This is a genomic window from Acidocella sp. (assembly GCF_035535915.1).
Taxonomy (GTDB): domain Bacteria; phylum Pseudomonadota; class Alphaproteobacteria; order Acetobacterales; family Acetobacteraceae; genus Acidocella.
The window spans coordinates 19,263-41,296 of sequence record NZ_DATLPB010000110.1; the positions used below are offsets into that span (position 1 = coordinate 19,263).

Below are 22,034 nucleotides of genomic sequence, written 5' to 3' on the forward strand. Positions count from 1 at the left end.
TTGTTTACGCTGGGCCTGAGGCGTTGAAACGGCGCGGGCCCAGTTTAACAAAGTTTTTTTGCTACTTTTTGTTCACAAAAAGTAGCGCTTACTTACCTACTCAGCCGAGCACTTCAGCCAGCAGCTCGGCGGAATGGCCATTCGCGATGGTGGCGGCGCGCGCATCGTAATGCACGCCGTTCACGCGGGCGAAAGCGTGGTGCACGTCCGGGTAGACGAACGCGTCGATGAACTCATTGTCCTCGGCGCCGTCGAGCACCGCTTCCACCGCTTCCGGCGGGCAGTACTCGTCTTTCTCGGCGATGTGCATGAGCAGCGGCGCCTGGATGTTGTCGAATTCCGGCACCAGCCCATCGAGGCCGACGCCGTAATAGGAGATGTTCACGTCGGCGTCGGAACGGGTCGCCATCATCACCGCCAGGCGGCCGCCGAGGCAGAAGCCGATCGTACCAGCGTTGCCGTTGCTGCCCGGGAGTTTGCGGGCGGCGTCCAGCGTCACCTTCAGATCCTCGACGCCTTTATCCTGGTCGAAGCCGTTCATCAGCGCGAACGCCTTCTGCCATTCGGCCTCGGTCTTGTCGGTCAGATCCACGCCCGGCTGCTGGCGCCAGAACAGATCCGGGGCGATGGCGATGAAACCCATCTCCGCGAGGCTGGCGGCGGTCTCGCGCAGCGCGTCGTTCACGCCGAAAATCTCCTGGATCACCACGACGGCGCCAGCCGATTCCTTGTTCTTCGGCTCCCAGACAAAAGCCGAGAATTCGCCCGCACCGTCCGCCGCCTTGAGCTTGATTTCACGCATATGAGGTTCCTTTACCCTGTGAAGAGGCCCTACAGATAATGCTCTTCGAGCGGAGCGAAACCATTGAAGTTACGACTTGCGTAAGTTGTCACATACGCCCCGGTATCGTGGATCAGCACGCGGTCCCCGGCCTGCAGGTCGAGCGGCAGCTGGTAGGGGGTTTTCTCGTACATGATGTCGACGCCGTCGCAGCTCGGGCCGGCCAGGGCCACCGGCCCGGTGGCGCCGTTGCCGGCGGTGATGCGATAGCGGATCGCCTCGCCTTCAGTTTCCGCCAGGCCACCGAAGCGGCCGATATCGAGATACACCCAGCGGCGCTCGTCAGCCGCCATGCGCCGGCATACCAGCACCACCTCGGAGGCGACCACGCCGGCATTGCCGACGACGGCGCGGCCCGGTTCGATCAGGATCTCCGGCAGGTCGTTGCCGAAATGCGCGATCAGGGTGTCCATGATGGCGTCGCCGAAAATCTCCAGGCCGGGCACGTCCTCACGGTAGTTCACCGGCAGGCCGCCGCCGAGATTGAGCATCTTCAGCTCCAGCCCACTGGCCTTGAGGTCGGTGAACAGCATGGCGACCTTGGCGATGGCCAGCTCATAAGCCGGCGTTGCGGTCTGCTGGCTGCCGACATGGAAGGACAGGCCATGCGGCACGAGGCCAAGGCCGGGTGCGGCGAGCATCAGCTCGCGGGCGCGCTCCACGGTGGTGCCGAATTTCTTCGTCAACGGCCAGTCGGCACCCTCATTGGCAACGGCGATGCGGCAATAGACTTTCGCCCCCGGCGCGCGGTGGGCGATTTTCTCCAGCTCTTCAATGGAGTCGAAGGCATAGAGCGGCACGCCATATTTATAGGCCGCGGCGATGGCGGTGGCCTTTTTGACCGTGTTGCCGAAGCTGATGGCCGAAGCCGGCGCGCCGGCTTTCAGGCAGGCCTCGATTTCCGGCAGGCTGGCGGCATCGAAGCACGCGCCCTTGGCCGCGAGCAGGGTGAGGATCTGCGGCGCCGGATTGGCCTTCACCGCATAATAGATTTTCGCCGCCGGCAGCGCCGCGCGCAACGCCTCGTAATTGGCGTCGACGCGGTCAAGATCGACCACCAGGCAGGGCGTAGCCGGGCTGGCATCCAGAAATGATGCGATTTTCGGAGTCATCGCACTCACCTTTCCTATGAAGGCCCGCCTGGACAAAGCGACGGGCGCGGTTTCGAAACGGTCTAACGAACCAGCAACTTCCGGGTTTCCCTGGACAGTGCTGCCAGAACGCTTGACGTCGTTGCGTAACCAATCCTCATGAGAAAGACCGGCAGAGGCACGTGCGTTGCTGCGTGATGCCGCCAATAAGGCGAGTTTTTCCGGGACGCAAGAGACTTTCTGCGATCGTTGCGATGTCCTCACCAATTGTCACCAATTGCAACATAGACTGCCCAACGCCAGGGTGCGACGCTATTGTAACAGCCATGGACGCCTTACCGCATATTCTGGTGGTCGATGACGACCGCGAAATCCGTGACCTTCTTGGAAAATTCCTGGAACGCCAACGCCTGCGCGTGACCACCGCCCGCGACGCCAAGGAGGCACGCCGGGCCTTCGCGAACGGGCATTTCCAACTGGTTGTCCTGGACCTGATGATGCCCGGCGAAGGCGGGTTGGAGGTGGCGCGCTGGTTCCGCGCCGAGACCAAGGTGCCGATCATCATGCTCACCGCCCTGGCCGAGGAGACCGACCGCATCATCGGCCTGGAACTCGGCGCCGACGATTATGTGACCAAGCCATTCAACCCGCGCGAGCTGCTGGCGCGCATCCGCGCAGTGCTGCGCCGCACCAGCGACTCGGAAGAGCGCCACGCCGAGAACGCCGCCAAGACATATAGTTTTTCCGGGTGGACGCTGGAGACCGCGCGGCGCCGGCTGCTCGACCCGAATGGCGTGGAGGTGGCCATCACCGGCGGCGAATACGATCTGCTGGTGGCGCTGCTGGACCGCCCGAACCGGGTATTGACGCGCGACATGCTGCTGGACCTGCTGCGCGGCCGTCAGGCCGGCCCGTTCGACCGCGCCATCGATGTCGCGGTCTCGCGGCTGCGCCGCAAACTCGAGGATGATGGCCGCAACGCGCAATTGATCAAAACCGTGCGCGGCGGCGGCTACGTGCTCTCCACCCCTGTCGAGCGCCATTGATTCCGAGCCTGGCGCCGAGGAGTCTCGCCGGCCGCACCATCCTGATCCTGCTGGTGGGCTTCGCGCTGATCCTGCTGCTCGGCCTGCTGATCCACACGCTGAACCAGATCTCGCTGGAACGGATCGAAGAGGAACGGAATTTCGCGACCCGCGCGGTGATCATCTACCGGCATATCGCCTCGGCCGAGCCCGCCCAACGCCAGGCTTTGGTGGCACACGAGGCGCTGTCCTCCGGCGACAGGCTGACGCTGAGCTCCCTGCCGCCGGTGGGCGACCACGAATTGCCGCTGGCGGCACGGCAGATCATCCGCGCCAGCATCTATGCCTATGGAATTCCGCGCAGCATCCATGTCCGCGGACTGTTGCTGCTCAGCGCCGGGCACCGCATGATCATCAGCTTCGGCCTGCCGGACGGCCTGCCCTACGACCTGCTGCCGATGCTGCCGCCGGACATGGGCCAGCCGATTCCGCCGGAATTCCTGTTCCCCCCGGGGCTGCTGCCGCCACCCTCCATGTGGCTCACCCTCACCTCGTCTTTGCCGTCGCCGGCGCCATGGCGCTCGCCGGGCTTCGCCACGGCCTTCGTCGTGATGATGGTCCTGGGCGCGGTGATGATCGTCTGGGCGGTACGGCGGCTTCTGGTGCCGGTGCGCACGCTGGCGGACGCCGCCGAGCGGCTGGGCCGCGACGTGGTGAGCGCGCCCCCCCTCCCCGAGGTCGGGCCGATCGAGATCGTCACCGCGGCGAACGCGTTCAACACCATGGCGGCGCGCATCCGCCGTTTCGTCGAAGACCGGACCTTTCTCCTCACCGCCATCGGCCATGATCTGCGCACGCCGATCACCCGGCTCAAGCTGCGCGCCGAATATATGGAGGATGAGGAGCAGCGGCTGAAAATGTTGGCCGATCTGGACGAGATGGAAGCGATGGTTTCCGCCACCTTGGCCTTCGGCCGCGACATCACCACCGCCGAGCCGTTGGTCCGCATCGACCTGGCCAGCCTGCTCCGCACAATTCTCGACGAGACCGCGGACGGCGCGCCGGAGCTGGCCGAGACGCTGGAATTTTCCGGCCCGGACCATCTGACCATCCAGGCCCGGCCATTGGCCCTGAAACGCGCGCTTACCAACCTCATCGGCAACGCCCTGAAATATGGCGACGCGGCGCGGGTAACCTTGCACCCGCGGACCAAGGAGTTCGCGCAGATCGACATCGACGATGACGGCCCGGGCATCGCCATCGAAGATGTGGAAACCGTGTTCGAACCGTTCCGGCGGCTGGAAACCAGCCGGAACCGCGAGACCGGCGGCTCCGGCCTCGGCCTGTCGATCGCCCGCAACATCATCCGCGCCCATGGCGGCGACATCACGCTCCTGAACCTGCCGGAGCGCGGCCTGCGGGCCAGCGTGACGCTGCCGGTATAAGTTTAAGGAAGCGGCCGCTTTTTAAAAAAAGCGGCGCAAAAACTTTTATTATGCTGGGCCATGGGCGTTATCGCCGACAACGCCCATGGCCTCCGGGACTATTCCAACGGTGCTACGCACCGCCGGAACCTTCAGCCCCTCCGCCCAGCATAACAAAGTTTTTTTGCTACTTTTTGTTCACAAAAAGTAGCCTTCCTTTCTTTGCTTGCCGCGCGCGGATGCCTGTGGCAGGCAAAGCCATGCTCCGCCAATTCTATGACCGTGTCATCGCCCTGTCGGGGCGACCCGCCGCACCCTATTGGCTGTTCGCGATTGCTTTCGCGGAAGCGAGCTTTTTTCCGCTGCCGCCGGATGCGCTGCTGATCCCGATGGCGCTGGCGCAGCCGCGCCGGGCGCTATGGCTGGCGGCGCTGGCGACCGCCGGCAGCGTGCTGGGCGGCGCACTGGGTTATCTGATCGGTTTCGAGCTGTTTACGAAACTGGCGCAGCCGATCATTGATTTCTACCATTACCACGCTGCCTTTGTGGCGTTTCAGCAGAAATTCGCGCAATACGGCGTGTGGATCATTCTGATCAAAGGGCTGACGCCGATCCCCTACAAAATCGTCACCCTCGCCGCCGGCGCCGCGGCCTTCAATTTTCCGGTGTTCATGGCGGCCAGCCTGGTGACCCGCGGCGGGCGGTTCTTTCTGGAAGCTGTCCTGCTGCGGAGATTCGGCCCGCCCGCCCAGGCCTTCATCGAACGGCGGCTCGGGCTGGTGACAGGGCTCTTCGCCGTGCTGTTGGTCGCCGGGTTCCTGGTCCTGAAATACGCCTGAAACGGCGCATCCGCCCGCCCGCGCATTGGCGAGGGAAGCGGCGGAACCGCTTCCCTCGTTGACTCAGCCGGCGGGGGTGATCTGCGCGCGCGCCTCGCCATCCTTATGGGCGGCGGTGTGCAGGTTCACATAGGTCTGGCCGGCGAGCAGGTACTTGACCGTGTCCGGGCTGGCGGTCAGCGTGCCGTGCATGCCGCTATGGTAGGGGCCGGGGATCGGCAGGATCACACCGGCTTCCTGGCCGGCCATGGCCGGACCATGGAAATGCGCCATCAGCACCGGGCCGGAAAGATGCGCATAGTAGATATGGTACGTAACCTTGTCCGTCGCCGTATCCAGAACGCCGCGCACATGGCCGGTCGGCGTCGTGGTGGTGCCATGTTCGGGGCCGAACGTGCCGGAAAACTTCACCAGCTTGGCCTGGGCCAGCGGCGCAGCCGCGAGCAGCATAGCGGCGGCCAAGGGGGCCAGCGCGCGGGGGCTAAGATTCATGTTGTATCTCCTCATTCAACGTGGATGGTGGTTGTCGCGCTGCCGGCATGGCACGGCTTGTGACGGTGGTCAGTACACCTAACTATGGCGATTCCGTCCAGTGCGCGAGGCGCCCAACCGTTCCGGACTCGCCATGTCATGCAATGTTCTTCCTTCTGAAAAGCCTATGCGCGGTCAAAGCCACTTCCCCATGACCACGCGCGGCGCCACCTCGAAGCCGAGACGCTCATAGAACGAGACCACCTTGGTGTTGGTCTCGCGCACCAGGAGTTGCGCCTTGACGACCCCGCGTTCGCGCAGCCAAGCCTCCGCCGCCGTCACGATCTGGCGGCCAAATCCGGCGCCGCGCGATTCCGGATCCGAGGCGACATAATAGAGCCATCCGCGGTGCCCGTCATGCCCGACCATCGCGCTCGCCTTGATGCGGCCGGCCTCATCTACGCCCACCAGAACATCCGAGCAGGCACCAGCCTTGGCGAACGCGAAATCGGCGGCCGGATCGTTATAGCTCGCCACCAGGTCGCACGCGCGCCACAGCGCCACCACCGCCGGCTCATCATCAGCGGTAGCCCGTCTAATCGTCAACGGCATGAAACATCCTGAAAAAGTTAGGCCCCTTCAGTAGCCGAACCAACCGACGGGGCAAGACGGCGCCGGCGCTCTCAGTGCGAGACGAGCACGCAGCGCTCGGCGCGGAGCAGCAGGTCATGCGTCACCCCGCCCAGCACCCATTCACGCAACCGGCTATGGCCATAGGCGCCGGCGACGAGCAGGTCGGCCTTGTGCTCGCGCGCGATGGCATTGAGGCGAATGGCGTCATCGCCGGTGGCGGCGGCGGTGAGCGCGCCGGCCTTGATGCCATGGCCCTGCAACCATGCCTGAACATCGGCGAGCCGCTTCGTCGCGGCGTCCAGTTCGACCGGCGGAACGACCGCCACCAGCGTCACCTGCCCGGCGCGCGCGAGGAACGGCAGCGCGTCGCGCACGGCGCGGCGGGTTTCCCGCGTGTCCGTCCACCCCACCAGCGCATGGTCCAGCTTCAGCGCCGCAACGTCATGCGGCACGACCAGCACCGGCCGGCCGGCCTGCATCACCAGGTCGGAATTCTCCACCCGGCGCGCCGGATCGAGCAGCGACGCGCCGCGGTCATGGCCGATGATGACAAGATCGGCGGCGCGCGCCGCCTCGGCAAGATAGCCCGGAATGCCTGCGAAAATTTCCGTACCGCGCCATTCCGCCTGCAGCCCCTGGACCGCATTGTCGAAAACTTGTTTCGCATCGTGCAGGTCGCGCTGGATCTGTTCCTGGTCCGCACGGATCAGGTCGCCCATCACATACCCGTCGCCATAGACGATCTGCATCGGCCGGCACACCGCCACACCGATCAGCCGCGCCTCGAAACGCTTGGCAAGGCCGATGGCAACACTCAATAAGGCAGTGTTGTCGTCCGCCAGTTGCAGCCGGACCATCATGGTCGCGTAACCCGTCGCATCGCTCATAGCGCCGCTCCGCTGTTATGAAACCCGGAACGGAATATTAGGCGATTTGATGGGGACGCGACAGTAAGAAAGCAGGCGCTTTTTGAAAAAAGCGCCGCAAAAACTTTTTTTTACGCTGGGCCATGGGCTGTGTCGGCGACACGCCCATGGCCCGGCATAACAAAGTTTTTTTGCTACTTTTTGTTCACAAAAAGTAGCGCTTACTTCCTTTTTTCTCCTTCTAGTCCGTGGAGTTGGCCTGCGCCCCCTCGATGGCCGCCTGCGCCGCCGCCAGGCGCGCCACCGGCACGCGGTATGGGCTGCAGGAGACATAATCGAGCTTCACCGCCTCACAGAAGGCAATGGAGGCCGGATCGCCGCCATGCTCGCCGCAAATGCCGAGCTTCAGCCCCGGCTTGGTGGCACGCCCCTTCTCCGCGCCGATGCGCACCATGGCGCCCACGCCGTCCACGTCGATCGACACGAACGGGTCCTTCGTCAGGATGCCCTGCTCGACATAATGCGGCAGGAACTTGCCGGCATCGTCACGGGAGAGGCCGAACACGGTCTGCGTCAGGTCGTTGGTGCCGAAGGAGAAGAAATCGGCGTTCTCGGCGATGAGGTCGGCGATCAGGACGGCGCGCGGCAGCTCGATCATGGTGCCGATGCTGTATTCGATCGAGGTCCCGGCCTCCGCGAACACGTCCTTCGCCACCGCCTCGATCTGCGCGCGGGTGATGTCGAGCTCGCGCTTCGTGCCGACCAGCGGGATCATGATCTCCGGCACCGGCGCGGCGGCGGTCTTGCCGACCTCGATCGCCGCCTCGAAAATCGCCCGAGCCTGCATTTCGTAGATTTCCGGATAGGAGATGCCGAGGCGGCAGCCGCGATGGCCGAGCATCGGGTTGGTCTCGGAAAGTTCTTCCGCCCGCGCCTTGATCGCGGCTTCATTCATGCCCAAGGCGTGGGCCACTTCCGCCAGCTCCGCCTCGCCGTGCGGCAGGAATTCATGCAGCGGGGGATCGAGCAGGCGGATGGTGACCGGCAGCCCTTCCATGATCTTGAACAGAGCGCGGAAATCGTCGCGCTGGAACGGCAGCAGCTTGGCCAGGGCGGCGCGGCGGCCCGCTTCGTCCTTGGCCATGATCATCTGCCGCATGGCGCCGATGCGCTGCGGGTCGAAGAACATGTGCTCGGTGCGGCAAAGGCCGATGCCCTCGGCGCCGAATTTGCGCGCGGTCTCGGCGTCGAGCGGGGTCTCCGCGTTGGCCCGCACCTTGAGGCGGCGGGCGGCGTCGGCCCACCCCATCAACGTGCCGAACTCGCCGGACAATTTCGGCTCGATCATCTTCACGGCGCCGGCGAACACTTCGCCGGTCGCCCCGTCAATGGTCAGGATATCGCCCGCGCGGAGCAGAACGCCGTCGGCGCTCAGGGTCTGCGCGCCGTAATCGACATTGATGCCGCCCGCGCCCGCGACGCAGGGGCGGCCCATGCCGCGCGCCACCACCGCGGCGTGGCTGGTCATGCCGCCGCGCGTGGTGAGAATGCCGCGCGCCGCATGCATGCCGTGAATATCCTCCGGCGAGGTTTCGATGCGGACGAGAATGACCGACTCGCCCTTATGCGCGCGCAGTTCGGCTTCGTCGGCCGAGAACACCACGGCGCCGGAGGCCGCGCCCGGGCTCGCCGGCAGGCCTTTGGCGAAGCGCTTCTTCTCCGCCTTGGGATCCAGCGTGGGATGCAGCAACTGGTCGAGCGACGCCGGGTTGACGCGCATGATCGCGGTGTCGCGGTCGATCAGCCCTTCATTGGCCATTTCCACCGCAATGCGCAGCGACGCCGCGGCCGAGCGTTTGCCGGCGCGGGTCTGCAGCATGTACAGCTTGTTCTGCTGCACCGTGAATTCGATGTCCTGCATGTCCTTGTAGTGTTTCTCAAGAACATCGCGGACCTTGTTGAGTTCGGCATAGGCCTGCGGCAACGCCTCTTCCATGCTGACCTCGCCCGGCTTGGCATAGGCCTTGGAGAGCGGGCGCGGCGTACGAATGCCGGCCACCACATCCTCGCCCTGGGCGTTGACGAGATATTCGCCGTAAAATTCGTTGAGACCCGTGGAAGGGTCGCGGGTGAAGCAGACGCCGGTGGCGCAGTCATCGCCCATGTTGCCGAACACCATCGCCTGCACGTTCACCGCCGTGCCCCAGCTCGCCGGGATGTCGTGCAAACGGCGATAGGTATTGGCGCGGGGATTCATCCAGGAGCCGAACACGGCGCCGATCGCGCCCCAGAGCTGGTCCACCGGATCCTGCGGGAAAGGCTTGCCGGTCTCTTCCGCGACCATCTGCTTGTAGCCTTCCACGACGCGCTGCCAATCCTCAGGCGTGAGCGCCGTATCTTCAATCACATCGGCATCGAGCTTGACGGATTCGATGATTTCCTCGAACCGGTGATGATCGACGCCGAGCACGACCGAGCCGTACATCTGGATGAAGCGGCGATAGGAATCCCAGGCGAAGCGCGCATCGCCGGAGCCGGCGGCCAGCCCCTGCACGGTGCTGTCATTGAGGCCGAGATTGAGCACGGTGTCCATCATGCCGGGCATGGAGACACGGGCGCCGGAGCGCACCGAGACCAGCAGCGGCTTGTCCTTGTCGCCGAATTTACGGCCGACGGCGGTTTCGATGCGGGCGAGTGCTGCATCCACCTGACCGCGCAGATCGGCCGGATATTTTTTATCGTTATCGTAATAAGACGTACAGACTTCGGTGGTGATGGTAAAGCCGGGCGGAACCGGCAGATCGATGCTCGCCATTTCGGCAAGGTTGGCGCCCTTGCCACCGAGCAGGTTGCGCAAACCGGCATGCCCATCATTCACACCGGCACCGAAATTATAAACCCACTTGGTCATCGTTCTGCTCCTTAGCCTTCTAATTTCGCGAACTCAGCAACCTGATGCATCGTGTCACGCAACTTGGCCAGCAATCGCAACCGATTGAGGCGAATTTGTGACATCTCGGCATTTACAGTGACTTTATCGAAGAACGCATCGACCGGTCCGCGCAATCCGGCGAATTCGTTCATTGCGAATCCATAATCTCCGCTTGCGAATTTGCTCAGACTGTCGGCCTTGGCCTGATGCAGCGCATTGTTGAGGCTGTGTTCCTCATCCTGCACGAACTGCGCTTCGCTCACCTCGCCGTCGTGCGGGCCGTCCTTGGCGTTCTCGATGCGCAAAATATTCGCGGCGCGCCGATAGGCGGTGAGCAGGTTGGCGCCGTCGGGCGTTGCGAGAAAATCACGCACCGCGTTCACGCGGCGCATGATGTCGACCAGATCGTCGTTGCGCCCGCCGGCCAGCACCGCGTCGAGAATGTCGAACCTTTCGCCCTCGCCGCGCAATTTCACGCGCAGGCGCTCGAGAATGAAATCGCGCAGATCAGGTTCCAGAAACGCAAGCGGCAGGCGCAAATCATTTTCCAGAATGATGCGGATCACGCCCAGCGCGGCGCGGCGCAGCGCGAACGGGTCGCCCGAGCCGGTGGGTTTCTCGCCGATGCGGAAGAACTCGATCAGCGTGTCGAGCTTGTCCGCCAGCGCCACGCTCACGGCGACGAGGCCGCGCGGCACGTCATCGCCCGGCCCTTTCGGCTGATAGTGCGTGCGAATGGCCGCGCCGATCGTTGCGCTCTCATGCGCATCACGGGCCGCGTAATAGCCGCCCATAATGCCCTGCAGTTCGGGAAATTCGCCAACCATGCCGGTGACGAGGTCAGCCTTGCACAATAGCCCGGCGCGTGCCGCGTCGTTCGCTTCGGCGGCGGTGGCGCCGAGCTGGTTGGCGATTTTCCCTGCCAAATCGGAGATCCGCTTCGTACGCTCGCGTTGCGTGCCAATCTTGGCATGGAAGGTGATCTTCTCCAGCTTCGGTAGCAGCGCTTCCAGCTTCGTCTTCAGGTCGAGATCCCAGAAATGCCGCGCATCGGAAAGGCGCGCGCGCAAAACGCGTTCATTGCCGGCGATGATCGCCGCGCCGGAATCGTCGGCCGCCAGATTGGCCACGAACGCAAAATAGGGCGCCGGCTGGCCGCCTGCATCACGCAAGGCAAAATATTTCTGGTTGATCTTCATGGAGAGCTCGCGGACTTCCGGCGGCAGATCCATGAAATCATCGTCGATCCGGCCGACCAGCGGCACCGGCCATTCCACCAGCCCCGTCACCTCATCGAGCAGCGCGCCATCCTCGGCGACGCTGAGCTGGCGCGCCGCCGCCTGCGCGGCGACGCCTGCTTCGATGAGTTTGCGCCGCTCCGTCGCGTCCGCGATGACGTGATGCGTGCGCAATTTCAGCTCCCAGTCGGCGGCGGACGACACCGCGACGGCGCCCGGCGCGTGCACGCGGTGGCCTTCGGTCTCGTTGCCCGCCGTGACAGGGCCGAGCTGGAAGGGAACAATCTCGCCATCGAGGAGGCAAACGATGCGGCGCAGCGGGCGGACCCAGGTGAATTCGCCGCCGGAACCCCAGCGCATGGATTTCGGCCAGGGCAGTTTCGCCAGCGCCGCCGGGAGCCCGGAGAAAATCAATTCGCGCGCGGACATGGCCGGCACGCTCTTGTTCAGCACCCAGAAATCGCCGTCCTGAACCAGCTGGTCTTTGGTTGCATTATGCTTGCGCAGGAAGCCGGCCAGCGCCTGCTCCGGCGCGCTCGCCCGAGGGCCGCGTTCGGAAAGTTGCGCGGCCGGCACTTCCGCCGCCACGTGCAGGCGCAAGGCCAGCCGGCGCGGGCCGTAATAAATCTGCGCGGCGGCAGGTTTCAAAGGCGCGAGGCTTTCCGCAACCAGGGCGGCAAGCTGGGACGCCGCCTGCGCCTGCATCCGGGCGGGGATCTCTTCCGAAAAAAGTTCCAGGAAAAACTCAAGCATTCTCTTCGCCCGTCAACCAGATTTCCGCGCATGCCTTCGCCAGGTTTCTCACCCGGCCGATATAGGCGGCGCGCTCGGCCACCGAGATCACGCCGCGCGCATCCAGCAGGTTGAAGGCGTGGCTCGCCTTGATGCACTGATCATAAGCCGGCTGCGCCACGCGCTCCGCCACCAGGGCGGCGCATTCGCGCTCGGCATCCTCGAAATGCCGGATGAGCATCGCGGTATCGGCCAGCTCGAAATTATATTTGCTGTAATCGCGCTCGGCGCGGCGGAAAATATCCCCATAGGTCACGCCGGCGCCATTGAAATCGAGATCGTACACGTTCTCGACGCCCTGCACATACATCGCCAGCCGCTCCAGCCCGTAAGTGAGCTCTGCCGAGGGGGCGACGCAGGCAATGCCGCCGACCTGCTGGAAATAGGTGAACTGCGTCACCTCCATGCCGTCGCACCACACTTCCCAGCCCAGCCCCCAGGCGCCGAGCGTGGGGCTTTCCCAGTCATCCTCGACGAAGCGTATATCATGACGCTTGCGGTCGATGCCGATGGCGTCATAGCTCTCCAGCAGCAGATCCTGGATGTTGTCCGGGCTCGGCTTCAGCAGCGCCTGATACTGGTAATAATGCTGCAGCCGGTTCGGATTCTCGCCATAACGCCCATCCGACGGCCGGCGTGAAGGCTGCACATAGGCCGCGCGCCATGGCTTGGGCCCCAAAGCGCGCAAAGTGGTGGCGGGGTGAAAGGTGCCGGCCCCCATTTCCACGTCATAGGGCTGCAGGATCACACAGCCCTGGCGCGCCCAGAAATTGTGCAGGGTCAGGATGATATCCTGAAAACTTTTGGCAGATTTCTTGCTGGTGTGGCTTGTCATGAACCGTGTAATACTGATTGAAACGTAATGCATTGCAGCAATACGGCCCTGGACGACCGAGAGCAACCACCGCAAGCTCGACGTCCCGACGAGAAGTGAGGAAGCGCCGCGTATGAGGAAATTGATCCGCCCGCGCGCGGAAGACTGGATGGGGCTCTCACTGCTCGCGCTGATCGGCGGCGGCATGTTTGCATTCCGCAAGCTTGCGGTCGTGCCGCTCATGGCCATCGGCCTGTGTAGCGCCGCGAACGCGCCGGTATTCTGCGCGCACCGCGCCGCCTTGATGTGGCTGCAATATCAGCAGGCGTTCGGCTGGGCGGCACTGCTCTGCGGCTCGGTCGGTTTCGCTTTCGGCCGGCGCTGGCCGGGCATGCTGGCGATCGCCGTCGGCATCACCGCGGTGATGCAGTACAACGCCGCCACCGGCATCATCGGTCTGGCGCTCGGCCTGGTGGCCGCGATCGGCCTGCTCAACGGCCGCTCGAAACGGGACAGTTTGGCCCGCGCCGCCTTCACCGCCACCGGCCCGGAGTAACAAAAAGTTTTTGCGCCGCTTTTTTCAAAAAGCGGCCCTTTTCTCATCCTCAGCCGAGCCCGAGCCTGCCCATGGCGAGGAATTTTTCACGGCGGCGGGCGCGCAGCGATTCCGGGGCCAGGAATTTGAGCGGCTCCAGGGCCTGGGCGAGGGCGTTGCCGAGATTGGCGATCGCTGTTTCCGGGTCGCGATGGGCGCCGCCAAGCGGCTCGGCCACCACCTCGTCGATCAACCCCAGCCGGCGCAGATCCTGCGCGGTGAGGCGCATCGCCTCGGCCGCCACCGGCGCCTGCGCGGCGTCGCGCCACAGGATCGAGGCGCAGCCCTCGGGCGAGATCACCGAATAGATCGCATGCTCCATCATCAGCACGGCGTTGCCGGCGGCGAGCGCGATGGCGCCGCCGGACCCGCCCTCGCCGATGATCGTTGCGATCAGCGGCACCGGCGCCGACAGGCACGCCTCGATGCCGCGGGCGATGGCCTCGGCCTGGCCACGCGCCTCGGCCTCGATGCCGGGGAACGCCCCGGACGTATCCACGAAGGTCAGGATCGGCAGATTGAAGCGTCCGGCCAGTTCCATCAGCCGCCGCGCCTTGCGGTAGCCCTCGGGCTTGGCCATGCCGAAATTATATTTAATGCGGCTCTCGGTATCGGTGCCCTTCTCGGTGCCGATCACCATCACCGGCTGCCCGCGAAAACGACCCATGCCGCCGATGATCGCGGCATCGTCGGCAAAGGCGCGGTCACCGGCCAGCGGCGTGAAATCGGTGATCAGCGCGGCGATGACCCGCGCCGCCTTCGGCCGCTCCGCATGCCTTGCCACCAAAGTCTTCTGCCACGGGGTTAGCCTGGCGTAGAGGGTGCGCAGCTGGCTGTCGGCCTTGGCCGAAAGCCGCGCCACCTCGTCGGCAATGTTGATCTCGCCGGGAGACGACATGCGCCGCAATTCCTCGATCTTGCTTTCGAGCTCGGCGACGGGTTTTTCGAATTCCAGAAATTGGCGCATGGGTCCCGGCGTTTAGCACATATCTTCGCGGAAGGAAGCCGCCCGGCCCCGCTAACGCGGCGGCGGGAGCGACTGCGCCTGAACCGGCTGCGCCGCATCCGGCCGCGGTTGAATCGGCGCGGACGGATCGGTTTGGGCCGGCGGCGCCTCCACCGGAGCGGCCTGTGCAGCCCGCTCCGGGCGGGCCTCAGCCTGCGCCTGCCCGCGCTCCCACGGCGGCGGGCCGAGATCGACCTGCTTGGGCGTGGTGTTGCTCGAGGTCATGGCGCCCGCCCCGGCGCCGATGCCGGCCCCGACCACAACACCGATCGGCCCGCCGACCAGGCCGATGACCGCACCGGTGGCGGCACCGCCCGCAGCACCTCCGGAAAGCCGCCCGGTCCCGGAGCCGCACCCCGCCAGCAGCAGGGCCAGACCAGTGACTAGAATCCCGCTCCGCATCGCACTCTCCTCATTTGCCGCTCCCTTTTCCCAAACCGTGGCCGCGCCGGGCAAGCGCTATCACGTCCGGCGCGCCGACCGGCACAATGCCGGCGATCGGACGCCCGAAAGTTAGGCCGGAGCCTTCCTCAGGGCGATGAATGGGCTAAATGCAAATGTCAGCGGCCGCCCGACAACGCGGCCGTGCACCACCGACCAACAGAGGCTGCTTTCCCAAGGAGACCGACATGTCAGATTTGCTGCACACCCGGTTCGCTCTGTCCAAACCAAGCTGGTTCGACGATTTCAAAGCCTTCATCCTGCGCGGCAACGTCGTCGATCTGGCCGTCGGCGTGGTGATCGGGGCCGCCTTTACCGGCATCGTCAACAGCCTGGTCAGAGACCTCATCACCCCGCTCCTCGGCCTGCTCACCGGCGGCGTGGATTTTTCCAATCATTTCATCACGCTGCGGGGCGCGGTGGAGCCGACCCTGGCGGAAGCGCAGAAGGCCGGCGCCGTAACCGTCAATTACGGCGTGTTCCTGAACGCGGTCATCAATTTCCTGATCATCGCCGCAGCGATCTTCTGGATGGTCCGGCTGCTCCAGAAGCTCTACAAGGCGCCGCCGCCCGCCGACGTGGCGCCCACGCCGACGGAAGCCCTGCTCACAGAAATTCGCGACCTGCTCAAGACCAGCCGCCCCTGATCCCGGCGCCGTGCCCCCAGCCACGCGGTTCGACGCAACGAGCTGAAATGGAGACAGAAATTCGGGCCAACGCGCGCATCGTGACGATGCGCGCGTTGGCCCGCCGGGCGGCATCGGCGCGGCGCAACCTAAAGGCGATAAATTTCGGCGATATATTCTTAATTTTTGCACGCGACACGCGATTCTAGCGCAAAATGATTGACGCCCACCCCTCCGAGTTGTATCGTTGCATTAACAAAACGGAGGCTGATGTGAAAATTCTCTCTTTTGAAGCAATATCCAACAAAAAAGACCCGTTGACCCCGTTCCTGCGTTCACGTCTGGCCGTCGTCGATGAGACACACGACGTGGACGAGGCGCTCGATCTGGTGAAGTTCTATGAGTACGACGTAATCCTGCTGCGCTTGTCCGAGCAGCGGATGGGCGAACTCGACCTCGTGCGGAATCTGCGCCAGACCCGCGTGCGCGCGCCACTGGTCGCGATCACCCGCAATATGACCGAAGCCGCACGCTTGCGCGTGCTCCAGACCGGGGCGGACGATCTGATCGTCGACGCATTGTCGCACGAAGAAATTTTCATGAAAGTGCAAAATCTGGTTCGCCGCAGCCACGGCTTCCAGGACAACGCGCTGCGCATCGGCGCCGTCGAAATCAACATGAACGCGAAAAAGATCTACGCCAACGGCAAGCCGGTCACGCTCACCAAAAAAGAGTATCAGATCGTGGAAATCCTCGCTTTGCGCAAAGGCGCGGTCCTCAGCAAGGAAGTGATCCTCGACCATCTCTATGGCGGGCTCGACGAACCGAACCCGAAAATCATCGACGTCTTCATCTGCAAGATCCGTAAGAAGCTGCAATCGCTCGGCGTCGACGATTTCATCGAGACCAATTGGGGCCGCGGCTATATGGTGATCGACCATCAACCGGATGCCAGACGCGAAAAGGCGCGTCATCCCCTGCCGGCGCCCCAACCGCTTCGGGCCATCGCCTAGGCACCGTCCCGCAAGCCTTCCAGCCCCGCCCGGCCTGGCAATCCCTGTGTGCCGGCGCGCCTGAAGGATCGCCGCGCGGCGGCCCGGCAGCCTCGCGACCGGAGGCGCCGAGTGCCCCAAAAATTCGGCCTCCGCTATGAGTTTTTAACGTATCACATCGAAACAAAACTGCCCTAAGTCCGCTTCGGCTTTCACGGAAAGCTTGATGCATCGCACGTGCCGCGAACCTGGGCGACCGAGGTACAGCAACGACGAGACGCATCCTGGTAGGTCGAGGGTCGGTCCGCAGGACCGGGATCAATTGGGAGACGGCTATGTTGGTTGACCGGACGTTATCGATGCGAAGTCCGCGCATATCCGAGACACCGCGGCACAGCCTGAGCTGACGCGCGGCTGTTCCCATATTCTAGACATGTCGCGGCCTGGCACCGGCCGGCCGAGGGTTTGCGAGGATTTTTTGCCATGAGCCTGATTCAGAAATACGAAACCGTGCGTCCGCCGCACCATTTCATCTCGCTTCGACCCGACACCGCGAGCGCGCGGCCTTGCGTCGCCGACATGGTGAAATGGCTCCGCCCCGAAGTACCTTTGCACTGCCTGCGCCCGGAGGTGATCGCCGCCACCTCCGCCGCCTTCATCGCCGCCTTCCCCGGCGACGTGCTCTATGCGGTGAAATGCAACCCGGAGCCGGCGGTCCTGCGCGCCGTCTGGGCCGGCGGAGTTCGGCATTTCGACTGCGCCTCGATCTCCGAGGTCACGCTGGTACGCCGCCTGTTTCCCGACGCGGACATTCATTTCATGCACCCGGTCAAGGGCCGCGCGGCGATCCGCGAAGCCTGGCTGGTCCACGGCGTCCGCGATTTCGTGCTGGATTCCGCGGCCGAATTGCAGAAAATCCTTGAGATCACCGGCGAATGCACGACCTCGGGCCGGCCGGGCCTGTTCGTGCGCCTGGCCCTGCCCGCAACCAAGGCAGCGATCGATCTCTCCAGCAAGTTCGGCGCCTCGCTCGACAGCGCGGTCGCGCTGCTGCAGGCGGCGCGGCCGGTGGCCGGCCGGCTCGGCATCGCCTTCCATGTCGGCTCGCAATGCCTGGATCCGCTGGCCTGGCGCGACGCGATGGCCCTGGCCGGGCTGGCCATCCAGCGCGCCGGTGTGCCGGTGGATGTGATCGATGTCGGCGGCGGATTTCCGGTCGCCTATCCGGACCAAACCCCGCCGCCCCTCGGCGCTTTCATGACGGAGATCGCCGCGTCGTTCGAGCAGCTCGGCCTGCGCGGCGTGAAACTCTGGGCCGAACCCGGCCGCGCCCTGGTGGCCGGTGGCGGGTCCGTGGTGGTGCAGGTACAGCTGCGCAAACACAACATGCTGTATGTGAATGACGGCGTGTACGGCGCACTCGCCGATGCCGGGGCGCTCGGCTTCCGCTTCCCCACCAAGCTGCTCCGCGCCAACCATGAGGCCGGCGCAGCACCGCTCGCCGCGTTCGGCCTGTTCGGACCGAGCTGCGATTCTTTCGACGTGATGCGCGGCCCGTTCATGTTGCCGGACGATGTGGCCGAAGGCGACTGGATCGAAATCGGCCAGCTCGGCGCTTACGGCGCCTGCCTGCGCACGGCGTTCAACGGGTTCGACCGCGCGACGCTGGTGGAAGTGTCCGATCCGGCGATGCTGGAAACCGCCGGCTATGAGGCCGTGGAATCAGCCATCGCCCGCGCCGCCTGACACCACGCCCCCGTGAGGCCTCGGTTGTTGGCGACGCGCCGCTCGATCACCGCGGTTATCGGCCATGGCGCGCCGCCCCCATGCCTGCGCGCAGGGCCGCATGAGTCGAGCCGGCCGGGTGATGTTGGCTCACGCCATATGAATGAGCCTATTCGTCCAAGGTGAAGCCGACCTTGAGCGCCACCTGGTAATAAGCGATTTTGCCACCGGCAATTTCACCGCGAATCTGCGTTACTTCAAACCAGCGCAGATTGCGCACACTTTCGTCGCAACGGGAAATGGCGCTGCTGATCGCCTCTTCGATCCCCTCCGACGACGAGCCGACCAATTCGATTTTTTTATAAACATGTTGGGACATAGCGGATTCTCCTCGAGTTATCCGGTCGCGACAGGCAAGACAGGCCACCATGCCGGGCAGCCCCTCGAAAGACAAGAACCTGCAACTTGATTAGCTCCACACCGTTCATTTTTAAACAGAAACCCGCCACATCAAAAAATCGTGCTTCACGCATAAGTTGATTCACACCAACAACCCAGAAGACAACCAAAAATTTTCCGCACCATCACGCCAACCACCGCAAATAGAAATGTAATATTCTTCATTCGAAATAATTATCTTCGATATTTTTTCTATATAAAACCTCATCCACACTGAAGAAAAATCAAACAATAACCAGGAAGTTTTCCTTCCCGTACCCCACATGATGCACTACACACGAGAGCCCCAAGACAAGGCGACCACGCCAATGTCGCAATAAATTAACAATGCATAATAGAATATCAAGCAAAATAGCGGAAAAAATTAAAATGACTTGACCAAACGCATAGACCACAAAAGAACCTCAAAAGAATTAACGTGACATAACGTTTCGTTAGCTTTATGAAAAATTTCGGTTCCAGGTCGGGACTGATTGGTAGATAGTGACGATGATAACCCTGGATCCGAAAACGCTGCTTCTCGCCACGCTCTTGGTACTGTCGGTGATGAGCATCGCCTGTGTGCCGATCTGGCTGCAGGATCGCGGCCAGAAGGCGATTTTGTGGATCGCGGCGGCATGCTTGCTGTCTTGTCTCGGCCTGGTCAGCCGCGCACTCCTGCCCTTCCTACCCGCCATCATCATCGGCAATGCGCTGGTGTTCGCCTTTTATGGGGCCATCTGGACCGGCTGCCGTACCCTGCGCATGCGCCCGGCCCGCTTCGACGTGGCCCTGGCACCTATCGTGACCTGGGGCGTGGTGTGCCTGACCCCTCAGCTCCGCGACAACATGGATTTGCGCATCGGCATCTCGGGGCTCTACGTCGTGACACTCATTCTCTTGACCATGCGCGAGATCTGGCTGATGCGCCTGGGCGCGCTCGGCATCCGCGGCTGGCTGCTGGGCCTGTACGCGCTCCAGGCTTTGATGGCCGTGAGCCGCGTCCGGATGGACCTTGGCAACGCCCATTCGGGCAACCCGCCCTTCCTGCACATGCCGGGCGCCGTACCGGTTATGATCGATGTCCTCGTCTTCACCATCCTGCTCGGCCTGGGCCTGATCGCGCTGAGCAAGGAAGTCTCCGATCGGCGGCACCATTTGGCGGCGCGCAGCGACTTCATGACCGGGGTCGCCAACCGGCGGCATTTCGAGGAAAGCCTGCATCGGCATTTCGACCGGGCCGTCAAAAATGGCCGCACCCTGGCGCTGATCATGATCGATGCCGACGATTTCAAAGGCTATAACGACCTCTACGGCCATCCGGCGGGGGACAAGTGCCTGCGGGCGCTGTCCAACGTGTTTCTGGCGACCTGCCGGCCGGGCGACATGGTCGGCCGCTATGGCGGCGAGGAATTCGCCATTCTGCTGCCCAACACCGGCGCCCGCGCGGCGCACGTGGTCGCCACGCGCCTGCTGACGGCCGTGCGCGACCTGCGGCTGAGGCATGCCAGGCGGCCGAACGGTTTCGTCACCGTCAGCGTGGGTGTCGCCTGGCTGACGCCGGAGGCCGACCAGATGACCGCAACCGCGCTCCTGGAAGCCGCCGACCGGGCCTTGTACCGCGCCAAAAAAGAGGGGCGCGACCGGGCCTGCCACGCGGCGGATTTCCAGGAGCGTCCGGAACTGCTCCCCGCCAGCCCCTGACCTGCCGCGGCCCGCGGCCGATGGATCGCCCTACGCAATTGTGCGAAACGGGGGCCGATGCTGGTCACCGAGCTCCCCTGGCGCGCCCCCCTCGACAGCTTCGCCGCCTGCGCCGGCGAGCCTTATGTGGCGTTTCTCGACAGCGCGGCCACGAACGATCCGCGCGCCAGCATCTCCTATCTCTGCCTGGATCCGGTCTCGATCCTCAGCCTCCCCGCCGGGTCCGGCGACCCCTTCATCCCCCTCGCCGCCTGGCTGGACCGCCACCGCCCGGCGCGCCCCCTGGCCACCGCGCCACTGCCTTTCATCGGCGGCGCGGTCGGGTTCCTCAGCTATGAGCTCGGCGTCGCCGCGGCGGGCATCGCCACCCGCCATCCGCGCATGGCGGGCCTGCCCGATGCCTGGTTCGGCCTGTACGACACCGTGCTGGGCTTCGACCATCGCAGCCGCCGCCTCTGGTTCATCGGCCATGACCGGCCGGGCGCGCCCGCCGCCCAGCGCCTCGCGGCACTCGCGGCACGACTGGCGCGACCGGCGAAACTGCCGCCGGCCGTGGCGCTGGACTGGCAGCCGGAATGGACCGAAGCCGGCTATCGCGCGCGGGTCGAGCAAGTGCGGGCCTATATCGGCGCCGGCGATATTTTTCAGGCCAATCTCACGCACCGCTTCCGGGCGCGCCGCCCCGCACAATTTTCCGCCGCCGGGCTTTATGCCGCGCTGCGCCGCCGCAGCCCTGCGCCGTTCGCCAGTTTTCTGAGCTGCGACGACGACGTGGCGATCATCAGCGCCTCGCCCGAGGCCTTTCTCAGCCTTGCCCCGGACGGGAGGGTCGAAACCCGGCCGATCAAGGGCACGATTCGCCGCGGTGCGACCCCGGACGAGGACGAAGCCTTGGGCCAGGAACTCAGCCGATCGCCCAAAGACCGCGCGGAGAACCTGATGATCGCGGATCTCATGCGCAACGATCTCGGCCGCGTCTGCGCCACCGGCAGCGTGAAAGTCACGTCGCTCTGCGCGCTGGAGCGTTTCGCCAGCGCCCAGCATCTGGTGTCGGTCGTCGAAGGCCGGCTCAAGCCCGGCCTCGGCGCCATCGATCTGCTCCGGGCCAGCTTTCCCGCCGGGTCGATCACCGGCGCGCCGAAATATCGCGCCATGCAGATCATCGACGAAATCGAAACCGCCGCCCGCGGCGCCTATTGCGGCACGCTCGCCTGGCTCGGCTTCGACGGCGCAATGGGCAGCTCGGTGATGATCCGCAGCATCGTTGCCACCAAGGAGGCCCTGTTCGCCCAGGCCGGCGGTGGGATTGTGTGGGACAGCGACCCCGCGGCCGAATATGCGGAAATGCGGCTGAAAGCGGCGCCCTTGCTGGCGGCTGGCAACGAATGAAAGAAAGCAGCCGCTTTTTGAAAAAAGCGGCACCAAAAACTTTTGTTTGTGCTGGGCCATGGGCTGTGTCGGGGCCAACGCCCATGGCCCAGCATAATAAAGTTTTTTTGCTACTTTTTGTTCACAAAAAGTAGTGCTTGCTTCCCTTGCCT

The 22,034-nt window shown here is 64.1% G+C and carries 20 protein-coding genes; 9 read left to right on the forward strand and 11 right to left on the reverse strand.

The window, feature by feature from the left end:
• Positions 1 to 100: 100 nt before the first annotated feature.
• Both VNC39_RS14630 and VNC39_RS14635 read right to left on the reverse strand, forming a co-directional pair.
• Positions 101 to 802 carry a dienelactone hydrolase family protein gene (locus VNC39_RS14630; RefSeq protein ID WP_325400385.1) on the reverse strand — a complete coding sequence of 234 codons (702 nt, stop codon included), beginning with the start codon at positions 800 to 802 and terminating at the stop codon, positions 101 to 103.
• A gap of 29 nt (positions 803 to 831) precedes the next feature.
• Positions 832 to 1,953, reverse strand: a complete 1,122-nt coding sequence (locus VNC39_RS14635; RefSeq protein ID WP_325400386.1) for a type III PLP-dependent enzyme — start codon at positions 1,951 to 1,953, stop codon at positions 832 to 834.
• A gap of 305 nt (positions 1,954 to 2,258) precedes the next feature.
• Between VNC39_RS14635 and VNC39_RS14640 the strand changes: the two genes are divergently transcribed.
• The 3 genes from VNC39_RS14640 (at position 2,259) to VNC39_RS14650 (ending at position 5,220) form a co-directional block, all read left to right on the forward strand.
• Positions 2,259 to 2,978 (forward strand): response regulator, encoded by a 720-nt coding sequence (locus VNC39_RS14640; protein ID WP_325400387.1) that lies wholly within the window; start codon positions 2,259 to 2,261, stop codon positions 2,976 to 2,978.
• Positions 2,975 to 4,402 carry an ATP-binding protein gene (locus VNC39_RS14645; protein ID WP_325400388.1) on the forward strand — a complete coding sequence of 476 codons (1,428 nt, stop codon included), beginning with the start codon at positions 2,975 to 2,977 and terminating at the stop codon, positions 4,400 to 4,402. The genes VNC39_RS14640 and VNC39_RS14645 overlap by 4 nt, the downstream gene beginning before the upstream one ends.
• A gap of 239 nt (positions 4,403 to 4,641) precedes the next feature.
• The gene (locus tag VNC39_RS14650; RefSeq protein ID WP_325400389.1) at positions 4,642 to 5,220 is read left to right on the forward strand and encodes a YqaA family protein; all 579 of its coding nucleotides are present in this window, start codon (positions 4,642 to 4,644) and stop codon (positions 5,218 to 5,220) included.
• Between the two features lie 63 nt (positions 5,221 to 5,283).
• On the opposite strand, the gene VNC39_RS14655 is transcribed toward VNC39_RS14650, so the two are convergent.
• From VNC39_RS14655 to VNC39_RS14680, 6 genes are all read right to left on the reverse strand, one after another.
• Positions 5,284 to 5,712 (reverse strand): CHRD domain-containing protein, encoded by a 429-nt coding sequence (locus VNC39_RS14655; protein ID WP_325400390.1) that lies wholly within the window; start codon positions 5,710 to 5,712, stop codon positions 5,284 to 5,286.
• Between the two features lie 174 nt (positions 5,713 to 5,886).
• Positions 5,887 to 6,303: a GNAT family acetyltransferase gene (locus VNC39_RS14660; RefSeq protein WP_325400391.1), complete on the reverse strand. Its 417-nt coding sequence runs from the start codon at positions 6,301 to 6,303 to the stop codon at positions 5,887 to 5,889.
• Between the two features lie 71 nt (positions 6,304 to 6,374).
• Positions 6,375 to 7,211: a universal stress protein gene (locus VNC39_RS14665; protein ID WP_325400392.1), complete on the reverse strand. Its 837-nt coding sequence runs from the start codon at positions 7,209 to 7,211 to the stop codon at positions 6,375 to 6,377.
• 220 nt (positions 7,212 to 7,431) lie between these two features.
• Positions 7,432 to 10,101 (reverse strand): pyruvate, phosphate dikinase, encoded by a 2,670-nt coding sequence (gene ppdK, locus VNC39_RS14670; RefSeq protein WP_325400393.1) that lies wholly within the window; start codon positions 10,099 to 10,101, stop codon positions 7,432 to 7,434.
• Positions 10,102 to 10,112: 11 nt separating this feature from the next.
• A complete protein-coding gene (gene glyS / locus VNC39_RS14675; RefSeq protein ID WP_325400394.1) occupies positions 10,113 to 12,113 on the reverse strand; it encodes a glycine--tRNA ligase subunit beta in 2,001 nt (666 codons plus the stop codon).
• Positions 12,106 to 12,987 (reverse strand): glycine--tRNA ligase subunit alpha, encoded by an 882-nt coding sequence (locus tag VNC39_RS14680; RefSeq protein WP_325400395.1) that lies wholly within the window; start codon positions 12,985 to 12,987, stop codon positions 12,106 to 12,108. Before VNC39_RS14680 ends, glyS begins: the two co-directional genes overlap by 8 nt.
• 112 nt (positions 12,988 to 13,099) lie before the next feature.
• Here VNC39_RS14680 and VNC39_RS14685 point away from each other — a divergent pair, with 112 nt between their 5' ends.
• Positions 13,100 to 13,522: a hypothetical protein gene (locus VNC39_RS14685; protein ID WP_325400396.1), complete on the forward strand. Its 423-nt coding sequence runs from the start codon at positions 13,100 to 13,102 to the stop codon at positions 13,520 to 13,522.
• A gap of 49 nt (positions 13,523 to 13,571) precedes the next feature.
• Here VNC39_RS14685 and VNC39_RS14690 read toward each other — a convergent pair whose 3' ends face one another.
• Positions 13,572 to 14,528 (reverse strand): acetyl-CoA carboxylase carboxyltransferase subunit alpha, encoded by a 957-nt coding sequence (locus VNC39_RS14690; protein ID WP_325400397.1) that lies wholly within the window; start codon positions 14,526 to 14,528, stop codon positions 13,572 to 13,574.
• A gap of 51 nt (positions 14,529 to 14,579) precedes the next feature.
• The gene (locus VNC39_RS14695) at positions 14,580 to 14,969 is read right to left on the reverse strand and encodes a hypothetical protein (RefSeq protein ID WP_325400398.1); all 390 of its coding nucleotides are present in this window, start codon (positions 14,967 to 14,969) and stop codon (positions 14,580 to 14,582) included.
• 227 nt (positions 14,970 to 15,196) lie between these two features.
• Between VNC39_RS14695 and mscL the strand changes: the two genes are divergently transcribed.
• The 3 genes from mscL to VNC39_RS14710 all read left to right on the forward strand — a co-directional run bounded on the left by mscL (position 15,197) and on the right by VNC39_RS14710 (position 18,372).
• On the forward strand, positions 15,197 to 15,655 hold the full coding sequence (mscL, locus tag VNC39_RS14700) for a large conductance mechanosensitive channel protein MscL (protein ID WP_325400399.1): 459 nt from the start codon (positions 15,197 to 15,199) through the stop codon (positions 15,653 to 15,655).
• Between the two features lie 251 nt (positions 15,656 to 15,906).
• On the forward strand, positions 15,907 to 16,647 hold the full coding sequence (locus VNC39_RS14705; RefSeq protein WP_325400400.1) for a response regulator transcription factor: 741 nt from the start codon (positions 15,907 to 15,909) through the stop codon (positions 16,645 to 16,647).
• 462 nt (positions 16,648 to 17,109) lie between these two features.
• A complete protein-coding gene (locus tag VNC39_RS14710) occupies positions 17,110 to 18,372 on the forward strand; it encodes a type III PLP-dependent enzyme (RefSeq protein WP_325400401.1) in 1,263 nt (420 codons plus the stop codon).
• Between the two features lie 148 nt (positions 18,373 to 18,520).
• Here the strand turns inward: VNC39_RS14710 and VNC39_RS14715 are convergent, their stop codons facing one another.
• A complete protein-coding gene (locus VNC39_RS14715) occupies positions 18,521 to 18,730 on the reverse strand; it encodes a dodecin (protein WP_325400402.1) in 210 nt (69 codons plus the stop codon).
• 569 nt (positions 18,731 to 19,299) lie between these two features.
• Here VNC39_RS14715 and VNC39_RS14720 point away from each other — a divergent pair.
• Positions 19,300 to 20,493 (forward strand): GGDEF domain-containing protein, encoded by a 1,194-nt coding sequence (locus tag VNC39_RS14720; protein WP_325400403.1) that lies wholly within the window; start codon positions 19,300 to 19,302, stop codon positions 20,491 to 20,493.
• 57 nt (positions 20,494 to 20,550) lie between these two features.
• Entirely contained in the window at positions 20,551 to 21,882 is a 1,332-nt protein-coding gene (pabB, locus tag VNC39_RS14725; protein ID WP_325400404.1) for an aminodeoxychorismate synthase component I, read from the forward strand.
• Positions 21,883 to 22,034 lie beyond the last annotated feature (152 nt).

Bases quoted from the DNA above. Each gene is read 5' to 3' on its own strand.
- VNC39_RS14630 (WP_325400385.1), bottom strand. From the start codon at position 802: ATGCGTGAAATCAAGCTCAAGGCGGCGGACGGTGCGGGCGAATTCTCG.
- VNC39_RS14635 (WP_325400386.1), bottom strand. From the start codon at position 1,953: ATGACTCCGAAAATCGCATCATTTCTGGATGCCAGCCCGGCTACGCCC.
- VNC39_RS14640 (WP_325400387.1), top strand. From the start codon at position 2,259: ATGGACGCCTTACCGCATATTCTGGTGGTCGATGACGACCGCGAAATC.
- VNC39_RS14650 (WP_325400389.1), top strand. From the start codon at position 4,642: ATGCTCCGCCAATTCTATGACCGTGTCATCGCCCTGTCGGGGCGACCC.
- VNC39_RS14655 (WP_325400390.1), bottom strand. From the start codon at position 5,712: ATGAATCTTAGCCCCCGCGCGCTGGCCCCCTTGGCCGCCGCTATGCTG.
- VNC39_RS14660 (WP_325400391.1), bottom strand. From the start codon at position 6,303: ATGCCGTTGACGATTAGACGGGCTACCGCTGATGATGAGCCGGCGGTG.
- VNC39_RS14665 (WP_325400392.1), bottom strand. From the start codon at position 7,211: ATGAGCGATGCGACGGGTTACGCGACCATGATGGTCCGGCTGCAACTG.
- ppdK (WP_325400393.1), bottom strand. From the start codon at position 10,101: ATGACCAAGTGGGTTTATAATTTCGGTGCCGGTGTGAATGATGGGCAT.
- glyS (WP_325400394.1), bottom strand. From the start codon at position 12,113: ATGCTTGAGTTTTTCCTGGAACTTTTTTCGGAAGAGATCCCCGCCCGG.
- VNC39_RS14680 (WP_325400395.1), bottom strand. From the start codon at position 12,987: ATGACAAGCCACACCAGCAAGAAATCTGCCAAAAGTTTTCAGGATATC.
- VNC39_RS14685 (WP_325400396.1), top strand. From the start codon at position 13,100: ATGAGGAAATTGATCCGCCCGCGCGCGGAAGACTGGATGGGGCTCTCA.
- VNC39_RS14690 (WP_325400397.1), bottom strand. From the start codon at position 14,528: ATGCGCCAATTTCTGGAATTCGAAAAACCCGTCGCCGAGCTCGAAAGC.
- VNC39_RS14695 (WP_325400398.1), bottom strand. From the start codon at position 14,969: ATGCGGAGCGGGATTCTAGTCACTGGTCTGGCCCTGCTGCTGGCGGGG.
- mscL (WP_325400399.1), top strand. From the start codon at position 15,197: ATGTCAGATTTGCTGCACACCCGGTTCGCTCTGTCCAAACCAAGCTGG.
- VNC39_RS14710 (WP_325400401.1), top strand. From the start codon at position 17,110: ATGAGCCTGATTCAGAAATACGAAACCGTGCGTCCGCCGCACCATTTC.
- VNC39_RS14715 (WP_325400402.1), bottom strand. From the start codon at position 18,730: ATGTCCCAACATGTTTATAAAAAAATCGAATTGGTCGGCTCGTCGTCG.
- VNC39_RS14720 (WP_325400403.1), top strand. From the start codon at position 19,300: ATGATAACCCTGGATCCGAAAACGCTGCTTCTCGCCACGCTCTTGGTA.
- pabB (WP_325400404.1), top strand. From the start codon at position 20,551: ATGCTGGTCACCGAGCTCCCCTGGCGCGCCCCCCTCGACAGCTTCGCC.